The sequence below is a fragment of the Bifidobacterium indicum genome (assembly GCF_036987015.1).
In the GTDB taxonomy this organism is placed as follows: Bacteria; Actinomycetota; Actinomycetes; order Actinomycetales; family Bifidobacteriaceae; genus Bombiscardovia; species Bombiscardovia indica.
The window spans coordinates 1-9938 of the sequence record NZ_BTXM01000010.1; the positions used below are offsets into that span (position 1 = coordinate 1).

Consider the following 9938-nt stretch of genomic DNA (forward strand, 5'->3'; position numbering starts at 1 on the left):
GTGGCGGGATGCAGGGGGGAGACGGATGCCAGGGGGCTGTCTGGTCCCCCGCCCAACGGTGAGGGGACGGACAGGGATGGGGCGGCCGGTCCGGCCGGTGTCCCGTCGGATGGTGATGTGGTTGGTGTGGGTGTAGGTGTGGGTGTGGCGGGCCGGGTCTGTTGCCTGTCGGCCGTGCGGGGGGATCGACCCTCCTGTGCCGTCATGGCCGTGGCCGTGGGTGCCGCGTCGGCGGCGGCCGGGGTGTGGATTGCCGCGGGCAGGATCATGGCGGCCATGAGCATGACGGCAAGGACCAGCCGCGGTGAATATGCGAGACGATGCAAGCTACGGACTTCTTTCCCCCAAACTCATCCCACCGTCTCAAACCGGCGGGAAAGCAACCCCACGTGCGCCACGGTGCCCTCCCCGGCACCCCGCACACATCAGGCCTTCCGTCCACTGCCAGACATTCTACCATACGTCCACCAGACAGGAAAAAGGACTAGGGGACAACCACGACCCGCGACCGGCCCGCAGGAGGCCCTGACCTGGTTCGGAGGGGGCGCTACCCCGTTTTTCCGACCTGCCCGGCAGACAGACCCATGAATGCCGAGCCCACCAGGAACCCTCAGTGCATCAGGCCGATTCCGGTCCAGACGGCCCAGAGGACGGCCACGGCCAGATAGGGCCACCAGTGGGACCTGGTCACGGCCACGAACTCGCGGATGAAGGCCGTGGGCCAGTAGTAGCCCCTGGTGTGGGAACCGATTCCGTCGGCCCTGAGCCCCACCTTGCTGGCGTATTCGCTGGCCCGGAACACGTGATAGTCGCTGGTCACCAGGGCCACCCGGTACTGCTGAGGCCCCGTGCCCACTCCGTACCGGGCATCCAGGATCTCCTTGGAATAACGCAGGTTCTCCATGGTGGTGGTCGACCTGTCCTCCATGATGATGGCCTCGGACGGCACCCCGCAGGAGTTCATCAAATAGTTGGCCATGGCCCGAGCCTCGCTGGTCTCCTCGTCGGGCCCCTGGCCGCCGGAGACCACGAACCGGCCCTGCCTGCCCTGCTTCCGCCACAGTTGCATGGCCTTGTCGAGCCGCCCCCGTAGGAGGGGCGTGGGCCGGTCTCCGCGCAGACCGGCCCCGTGCACGATGATGTAATCGTACCGGCGTTTGCGGGGGAGCGCCCGGTAGAACCAGGAGTAGAGCAGGAGGGCCATGAAGGAGAAGAAGAACCAGGTTCCCTCCAGGCTGACCAGTCCGGCCAGGACCAGGCACCAGTGGGGTGCGTCGAAGACGATCAGGAGAGGGGAGAGGAGGAGGTAGACGGCCAGGGCCAAAGCCAGAAGGGCCGGTAGGAGGGTGGCCAGGGAGACGCCCTCGCGGCGGGTGACGATGACCGTGTTGGCCAGGAGGAAGGCCACCACGGCGATGGGTATCAGGATCACCAGTATGGCGATGGGCAGGATCAGCCAGCGCAGGCCGAATTGCAGTACCAGGGTCCCGACGAGGAAGAGGAGGAAGAGGAGGAACCAGATGGCGTTGCGGAACTGCCGGGGCTCACGGTGCAGCCCGAAGAGGAGGATGATGCCGGAAATGATGGTGGGGGAGTACAGCAGGAGCAGCTGAGGAATATTGATCATGCGGTTCCACCTGGTTCCAGGGTCGGGTAGGGGGTTCTCTCCCCCCAGCCTACCCAAGGCCGGGATTAAATCTGCGCTGTAGATGAAGAAGCATACTCGCTCAGGATGTCAAGAACTTTTTTCTAAGGAGTGATGAATATCACACCGTCTGAATATGGAGATTGCCCTGAATTGGGGGGTCAGCGCTGAAAAGGATGGGATGATGGGGGTATTACCTCTTGACATCTGAGCAGTTATATCGTATGTGAGTCCGGCAGATCAAGGTCCGCGATACGTCAGGGGGCGGACGGGACCATGGTGGTCGTGTGCACACAGGTCGTGCGGGTTGCGCCATGGTCGCGACGAGAAGAAGGGATGAGCATGAAAGTCGTCATTTTCTCCACCTGCGTGGTGGACCTCATGTTCCCCAACGTGGGGAAGGCCATGGTGGAGGTGCTGGAGCGGTTCGGGTGTGATACCTACATGCCCATGCAGCAGATCTGCTGCGGTCAGCCGACCTTCAACAGCGGATATGTCAAGGAGACCCGGCACGTTATGCGCAACGAGGTCGACGCCCTGATGAGCGTGGATGCCGACTACATCGTGGGCCCCGCCGGATCCTGCGTCAACATGCTCAAGGAGCTTCCCTTCCACATGAGGGACGACGACCCCGCCTACGTGGCCAAGGCCCGGCGGATGGCCGACAAGACCTATGAGTTCTCCCAGTTCCTCTACCGGGTGCTGGGGGTGCTGGATGCGGGCGCCGAGCTCGACGCCGTGGCCACGTACCACCGCTCCTGCCACATGACCCGCCTCCTGGGCGAGCGGACCAGCCCCTTTGCGCTCCTGGAACACGTCAAGGACCTGAAGATGGTCCCCCTGCCCCATATCGAGAACTGCTGCGGCTTCGGGGGCATGTTCTCCATGAAGGAACCCGAGATATCGCGCCAGATGGTCGACGAGAAGGTCAACGACGTCCTCTCCACCAACGCCTCGGTCCTGATATCCTGCGACCCGGGCTGCCTGATGAACATCGGCGGCCGTTTCAACCGGCGCGGGGAGAAGATTACCATCATGCACCTGGCCGAGGTGCTCAACCACAATGTCGATATGAGCCGGGTCCGCTACGTCGGGGAGGATTCCCGGGCCGGTGACGACGCCGGGGCCCTCCAGGGCGCCGACAGGAAGGAGGCCCTGGTATGAGCAGCATGGTCAACGGCAAGAAGGCCGCGCAGTATCTGAAGACCAGCGACGCCCCCTTCCTGACCCGTATCAAGGAGACCGAGCAGGACGAGTTCGCCGAGCAGGCCGTGGCCAAGGCCCAGGACGCCCAGTGGGTCAAGCGCGAGGCCGCCCGCCAGGAGCTGGGCGACTGGGAGGACTGGCGCAACCTGGGCGAGCAGATCCGCCAGCACGTCATCCGCTACCTGCCCGACTACCTGGAGGAGTTCGCCGACAACGTCGAGAAGCGGGGCGGGCACGTCTTCTTCGCCCAGACCGACGACGAGGCCGCCCAGTACATCAAGCGGATCGCCATCGAGAAGAAGGCCAGGCACGTCGTCAAGAGCAAGTCCATGGTAACCAGCGAGATCAACCTGGATCCCACCCTGATGACCGTGCCCGGGCTGGAGGTGCTGGAGACCGACCTGGCCGAGTTCATCCTGGAGGAGGATGACTGGGACCAGCCCACCCACCTGGTCTTCCCGGCCCTCCACAAGAACCGTGAACAGGTGCGGCAGATCTTCGAGAAGAAGCTGGGCTACCAGGGCGACAACGACCCCCAGCACATGGCCCGATTCTCGCGCACCGTTCTGCGCAAGCACTTCCTCGAGGCCGATATGGGCATCACCGGCTGCAACTTCGCCGTTGCCGACACCGGCATGATCAACCTGGTCACCAACGAGGGCAACGCCGACCTGGCCATGTGCATACCCAGGACCCAGGTGGTGGTCATGGGCATGGAGCGCCTGGTGCCGACCATGAAGGAGGCCGAGACCATGGACAACATGCTGGCCCGGTCTGCAGTCGGTCAGAAGCTGACCTCCTACCTGACCTTCACCTCGCCCCGCACCGGCCAGGAGTCGGATGGTCCGGACGACGTCTACGTGGTGATCCTGGACAACGGCCGCTCCAACGCCCTGGGCACCGACTTCGAGCCCATCCTCCAGTGCATACGCTGCGCCTCCTGCCTGAACGTCTGCCCCATCTACCGCCACATCGGCGGCCACGGCTACGGGTCCATCTACCCGGGCCCGGTCGGCTCCGTGCTTTCACCGGTGCTGGATGGCGGATATGACGACTTCGGCGATCTGCCCTACGCATGCAGCCTCTGTGCGGCCTGTACGGCCACCTGCCCGGTCAAGATCCCCCTCCATGAGCTCATGATCAAGCACCGCAAGATCATGATGGACGACCAGTCCAAGGCGAACCTGATTGACGACGCAATCATGAGGGTGGTCGGTATCGGCACCGGGCATTCCTCCCTCTTCCGCACGGCCCTGGGGCTGGACCACACCATGCTGGCCCCCCTGGCCAGGAAGCAGCCCGAGACGGCCGGGAACCTCTTCTCCAACGACAGGCATGTGGAGTGGATGCCCTTCGTCTTCGGCGGATGGACCAAGGTGCGCGACCTGCCCGACCCGCCCAGGCACGGGCAGAACTTCCGCAGTTGGTTCGCCAGGCACAAGAAGGAGCAGGGTCAGCGGGTCAACGGTGAACCGGTCTTCAACAAGACCGGCTCACCGGACGGCCAGGCCGACGGGAAGGGAGCGCAGGCATGACCGATCGTGAGGTATTCCTGGACTATCTGGCCCAGAAGAGCGGCAGGCCCCGCCACCAGCTCAAGGACAACCCCCTGGTGCCCGTCAACGACCTGCCGGAGACCACCCTTTCGGGGCACACCCAGGACGAGCTCCTGGAGATAGCCCGGAAGAACAGCGAGGCCGTGCACGTGAACTTCCAGACCTGCACCAAGGCCGGTCTGCCCGTGGCCCTGGACCGGTTCATCGACTCCAAGAAGGATGACAGCGACCATGTGATGCTGCCCACCTCGCCCCTCTTCGCCGACTTCGGCCTGGAGGAGTGGCGTGACGGGCTCAACCCGCCGGCCACCTTCTGGAAACCGGGAGCCAGCCGGGAGGAGAACATCAGGACGGCCGACCGGTCGGGCACCGCCATCGCCTTCGCGGACTTCCTCCTGGCCGAGTCCGGCACCATCACCGTGGCCACCACCCCGGGGCAGGGGAGGGCCTTCCACTTCCTGCCGGTGCACTACCTGAGCATCATCCGCAAGTCGAAGATCCTGCCCCGCACCCGCCAGGCCATGGACTACTACGATCAGGCCCTGGTCTCGGGCGATCTGAAGACCTCCAACATCAACTTCATCACCGGCCCCTCCAACACGGGCGACATCGAGATGGTGATCGTGGTCGGTGTGCACGGGCCGCTGGATATGACCTACCTGGTGGTTGAGGATATGTAGCCCTGTGGCCGCCTCATAGCGGCAGGGCCCCTTCGGAGGAGCCGGAAACCCATGGTGGTTTCCGGCTCCTCAGCCCAGGCCTGGCAGGAGATCTCCGGGCGGGTCGATGGTGATGTAGCCCTCCTCCGGTTTCACCTCCGGCACCAGTTGCTCGACGAAGGGTATCAACCCGGTCGGGATGTCCTCGTCACTTCCGTCGGCATCGCCCGCCTCCGGCCCATCCATGAGTATCTCAAGCTGCTGTTGGGCCACCCCGTCAAGGACATCCCTGATGGTGCCGACTTTCCGGCCTCCGGGGAGCCCCAGTGTGTTGCCGGGCGCCATGCGGACCTCCAGGCCTATCAGATCGGTGAGGTACCAGGCATCCTCGTCGGCCAGGTCCTTGGCGGGGTCGGCCTCCACATAGAGTTCCCTGCCCTTCAGCGCCTCCGCTGCGTTCCTGTCCTCGACGCCCTCGAAGAGGAGGATCCACCGCTGCTTGAACCGGCGCGAACGGACCACGGTGAAGACCTGGCCCTCCCCGGTCTCCAGCTGTGCACCGGGGGAGAAGCGCCTCCCCGGTTCGTCCGTGTAGGAATAGACGTTGACCTCGCCCTTGAGCCCCTGGGCGCGGCCGATACGGCAGACCCTCAGCAACTCGCGCTGCTGAGGGTCCTTGCCGTCACTGCTGTGGTCGGTGGACTGGCTGGGGCTCACCGGCGCACGTCCATGATGTCGACGCGCACCTTGTGGTCGGCCAGTGCCTGAATCACCGTGCGGATGGCGTTGGCGGTCCTGCCGCCCCTGCCGATCACACGGCCGATGTCCTCGGGGTTGACCCGCACGCGGAGCAGTTCACCCCTGGGGTTCTCGTGGGACTTGACCGACACATCATCAGGGAAATCCACGATGTTTCTGATCAGGTGTTCAACGGCCTGTGCAAGCATGATAGCCAGCCCTTCCACTCACGTGTGCTCTTACTCCGCTGCCGCGGGGTTCTCCTCGGTGCCGGACTCGGCTGCCGCCTCGACCTTGGCGGCATCGGCAGCCTCATCGGCCTTGGGGGCCTCCTTCTCGGCGGCCGCCCTGGCCTTGGCATCGGCCTCGGACTTGGCTGCCTTGAGCTTCTGGGCCTCGTTCTGGGCCTGCTCGATGCGGGCCTGGGCGTCCATCTCGGCCTGGGGCACCTTCAGGGTGCCTTCCTTGCCGGGCAGATCCTTGAACTTCTGCCAGTCGCCGGTGATCTTCAGAAGGTTCAGGACGGGCTCGCTGGGCTGTGCGCCCACACCCAGCCAGTACTGGGCGCGTTCCGAGTCGATCTTGATGGAAGAGGGCTGGGTGTTGGGATCGTAGGTGCCGATCTCCTCGATGACCTTGCCATCGCGCTTCTTGCGGGAATCGACCACGACCACGCGGTAGAAGGCATAGAACTTCTTGCCCATTCTCTTCAGACGAATCTTGGTTGCCAAAATGGCTCTCCTTGGTACTTGGTGCGCCTGGCAACGTCTCCATGTGGGGCATGGTGGCGCCGTTCGGCATGTTCCTCATGCCCAGCGGCTTGAGAGGGCACCGTCGGACACGAATAACAGCAAAAGTATACCTCATGAAGCGGATATGAGCCTGGTGCGTGATTATGATTGTGTGTGGGATTGTGTGTGTTGATGTGTGGTGGGCGGTCCCTCGGGTCGGGGATGATCTCTCCGGGGGGCCGTCCGGTCGGCGGGGTGTGGCTGTTGGGGATTGTGCCGCGCCCCCGGTCCGCTTACTCGGGTGAAGTCGGTGTGGTGGTGTCCTGCCGGTGGCGTCGGCCCGCCAGGGTGGCTGCCATGGCGAGCAGGCCCATGAGGAGGAGGGGCAGGATGCCTTCGCCGCCGGCCAGGGGCAGGACGGCGAGGGTGCGGAACTCGTACCGGTTGCCGGTGTCCGGGGTCTGCACGGTGCCGTCGCGGGTCCAGTCGATGGTGACGGTGACCGTGCCGGGCGTGTGGGCCGGGGTGGTCGTCCTCCAGGTGTCGTCCGTGTTCGCGGCCGGCGCGGTGCCCGGCGTGGTGCCGAACCTGACGCCGGTGGGTATGGCCGGCCCCGGGAAGGCCACCGGGCCCGGCGTGGGATTGTTGGTGGTGGTGTTGGTGGTGCGTCCCAGTTGGCCGTACAGGTTCCATCCCCAGGTGTAGAGGTTGCCGTCGGATCCGAACGCCATGGAATGAAAGATTCCCGCGGTGGCCTGTGTCCAGGTGAATCCGGTGGGTGCGCCCGCGGGCTTGCTCACCATGCCCGGCGTGGGGTTGGGGTTGTCGGTGCCGATGGTGTTGGTGTTGCGTCCCAGTTGGCCATAGCGGTTGTTTCCCCATGTGTAGAGGTTGCCGTCGGATCCGAACGCCATGGAATGCTGACTTCCTGTGATGGCCTGTGTCCAGGTGAATCCGGTGGGTGCGCCCGCGGGTTTGTCCACTGGGCCCGGCGTGGGGTTGGGGTTGAAGGTGCCGCTGTTGGTGGTGCGTCCCAGTTGGCCGCCCATGTTGTTTCCCCAGGTGTAGAGGTTGCCGTCGGATCCGAACGCCATGGAATGGCTATATCCTGCGGTGGCCTGTGTCCAGGTGAATCCGGTGGGTGCGCCCGCGGGTTTGTCCACCGGGCCCGGCGCAGGATTGGTGTTGCTGCTGGTGAAGCGTCCCAGCTCGCCGTGATTGTTGCTTCCCCAGGTGTAGAGGTTGCCGTCGGATCCGAACGCCATGGAATGGAACAATCCTGCGCTGGCTTGTGTCCAGGTGAATCCGGTGGGTGCGCCCGTGGGTTTGTCCACTGGGCCCGGTGTGGGGTCGGTGCCGCTGTTGGTGAAGCGTCCCAGTCGGCCGTAGCTGTTGCTTCCCCAGGTGTAGAGGTTGCCGTCGGATCCGAACGCCATGGAATAGAAGCCTCCCGCAATGGCCTGGGTCCAGGTGAATCCGGTGGGTGCGCCCGCGGGTTTGTCCACCAGGCCCGGTGTGGGGTTGGGGTAGGTGGTGTTGGTGGTGCGTCCCAGTTGGCCGTAGCTGTTGCTTCCCCAGGTGTAGAGGTTGCCGTCGGATCCGATGGCCATGGAATGGGAGCTTCCTGTGATGGCCTGGGTCCAGGTGAATCCGGCGGGTGCGCCCGCGGGTTTGTCCACCAGGCCCGGTGTGGGGTTGGGGTAGGTGGTGTTGGTGGTGCGTCCCAGTTGGCCGTAGCTGTTGCTTCCCCAGGTGTAGAGGTTGCCGTCGGATCCGATGGCCATGGAATACCCGTCTCCTGCGCTGGTCTGGGTGAAGCGGATGTCGCGGGGTGCGGGCGGGGTGAGGGTGACCTGTTCGCCGCCCCGCTCGGATCCGTGGCCGGGGCTGATGGTCCATGACGGGGTCGGGCTCCAGTGGGCCTTGAGGTCCACGCGTCCGGTGACGGGCCGGTTGAAGTCGTAGGCCACGGGTGTGCCGGTGATGAACCATCCGTCGAACACGTGGCCGGTCTTGACCGGGTCGGCGGGTCGGCTGGCCCGCTGGCCCTCCGCGACCTGCTGGTCGGGTGGTGCGGGTGTGCCCCCGTCCGGGTCGAAGTTGACCGTGAACACCGGCGTTACGTACGTGTAGGGCAGGTGTGTGTCGGCCTGGGGTGTGTTGTTCCTGGTCCAGGTGATGACCGTGTCCGTCTGGCTTGCCGCGTGTGCGGGTGTGGTGACCCTCCAGGTGCCGTCCGTGTTCCCGGCCGGCGCGGTGCCGGCGGCCCCGCCGAACGCGACGCCCGTGGGGACGGCGGGCCCGGTGCCGGGGGGATCAGCCCGGCCGGGCACGGGATTGGGGTTGGTGGTGCCGCTGTTGGTGTCGCGTCCCAGTTGGCCGTACTGGTTGTTTCCCCATGTGTAGAGGTTGCCGTCGGAGCCGATGGCCATGGAATGCGACCATCCTGCGCTGGCCTGGGTCCAGGTGAATCCGGCGGGTGCGCCCGCCGGGCCCGGTGTGGGGTTGGGGTTCTCGGTGCCGGTGTTGGTGGTGCGTCCCAGTTGGCCGCACTGGTTGCTTCCCCATGTGTAGAGGTTGCCGTCGGAGCCGGACGCCATGGAATACTGGTCACCTGTGCTGGCCCGGGTCCAGATGAATCCGGCGGGTGCGCCCGTGGGCTTGGCCACCATGCCTAGCGTGGGGTTGGGGTTCTCGGTGCCGATGGTGGGGGTGTCGCGTCCCAGTTGGCCCCTCTGGTTGCTTCCCCAGGTGTAGAGGTTGCCGTCGGAGCCGACCGCCATGGAATGGGTGTCTCCTGCGGTGGCCTGGGTCCAGGTGAATCCGGCGGGTGCGCCCGTGGGCTTGGCCACCATACCCGGCGTGGGGTTGGGGTTCTCGGTGCCGATGGTGGAGGTGTCGCGTCCCAGTTGGCCGTACTGGTTGCTTCCCCAGGTGTAGAGGTTGCCGTCCGATCCGATCGCCATGGAATGCCACCATCCTGCGCTGGCCTGTGTCCAGGTGAATCCGGTGGGTGCGCCCGCGGGCTCGTCCACCACGGCCGGCGTGGGGTTGGGCTTGGAGTTGCTGGTGCGTCCCAGTTGGCCGAAGTCGTTGCGTCCCCAGGTGTAGAGGTTGCCGTCCGATCCGAACGCCATGGAATGGGAGCTTCCCGCGATGGCCTGGGTCCAGGTGAATCCGGCGGGTGCGCCCGCGGGTTTGTCCACTGGGCCCGGTGTGGGGTCGGTGCCGCTGTTGGTGGTGCGTCCCAGTTGGCCGAATTGGTTGCGTCCCCAGGTGTAGAGGTTGCCGTCTGATCCGATGGCCATGGAATGGAAGGTTCCTGCGCTGGCCTGTGTCCAGGTGAATCCGGCGGGTGCGCTCGCGGGCTTGTCCACGATGCCTGGTGTGGGGTCGGTGCCGC

8 protein-coding genes and 1 pseudogene are annotated in these 9938 nt (G+C 65.2%); 3 read left to right on the forward strand and 6 right to left on the reverse strand.

Features of this window, described 5'->3' with window-relative positions:
• A pseudogene (locus AACP59_RS09355) lies at positions 1-326 on the reverse strand (hypothetical protein); the annotation flags it as partial.
• 284 nt (positions 327-610) lie between these two features.
• A complete protein-coding gene (locus AACP59_RS09360; RefSeq protein WP_297317386.1) occupies positions 611-1627 on the reverse strand; it encodes a YdcF family protein in 1017 nt (338 codons plus the stop codon).
• 360 nt (positions 1628-1987) lie between these two features.
• On the opposite strand from AACP59_RS09360, the gene AACP59_RS09365 reads away from it, so the two are divergent.
• The 3 genes from AACP59_RS09365 to AACP59_RS09375 are packed head-to-tail and all read left to right on the forward strand — an operon-like array spanning position 1988 to position 5087.
• Positions 1988-2809: a (Fe-S)-binding protein gene (locus tag AACP59_RS09365; protein ID WP_339351042.1), complete on the forward strand. Its 822-nt coding sequence runs from the start codon at positions 1988-1990 to the stop codon at positions 2807-2809.
• Positions 2806-4386: a LutB/LldF family L-lactate oxidation iron-sulfur protein gene (locus AACP59_RS09370; RefSeq protein ID WP_297317384.1), complete on the forward strand. Its 1581-nt coding sequence runs from the start codon at positions 2806-2808 to the stop codon at positions 4384-4386. The genes AACP59_RS09365 and AACP59_RS09370 overlap by 4 nt, the downstream gene beginning before the upstream one ends.
• Complete coding sequence (locus AACP59_RS09375) at positions 4383-5087, forward strand: LutC/YkgG family protein (protein ID WP_339351044.1); 705 nt, start codon at positions 4383-4385, stop codon at positions 5085-5087. Before AACP59_RS09370 ends, AACP59_RS09375 begins: the two co-directional genes overlap by 4 nt.
• Before the next feature lie 69 nt (positions 5088-5156).
• On the opposite strand, the gene rimM is transcribed toward AACP59_RS09375, so the two are convergent.
• The 4 genes from rimM to AACP59_RS09395 form a co-directional block, all read right to left on the reverse strand.
• Positions 5157-5783: a ribosome maturation factor RimM gene (gene rimM, locus AACP59_RS09380; RefSeq protein WP_297317382.1), complete on the reverse strand. Its 627-nt coding sequence runs from the start codon at positions 5781-5783 to the stop codon at positions 5157-5159.
• Positions 5780-6013 (reverse strand): RNA-binding protein, encoded by a 234-nt coding sequence (locus tag AACP59_RS09385; protein ID WP_297317381.1) that lies wholly within the window; start codon positions 6011-6013, stop codon positions 5780-5782. The genes rimM and AACP59_RS09385 overlap by 4 nt, the downstream gene beginning before the upstream one ends.
• Before the next feature lie 30 nt (positions 6014-6043).
• Positions 6044-6535 carry a 30S ribosomal protein S16 gene (rpsP, locus tag AACP59_RS09390; protein ID WP_297317380.1) on the reverse strand — a complete coding sequence of 164 codons (492 nt, stop codon included), beginning with the start codon at positions 6533-6535 and terminating at the stop codon, positions 6044-6046.
• A gap of 293 nt (positions 6536-6828) precedes the next feature.
• Positions 6829-9938, reverse strand: a 3110-nt coding sequence (locus AACP59_RS09395; protein ID WP_339351045.1) for an RCC1 domain-containing protein, incomplete at its 5' end; no start/stop codon positions are given.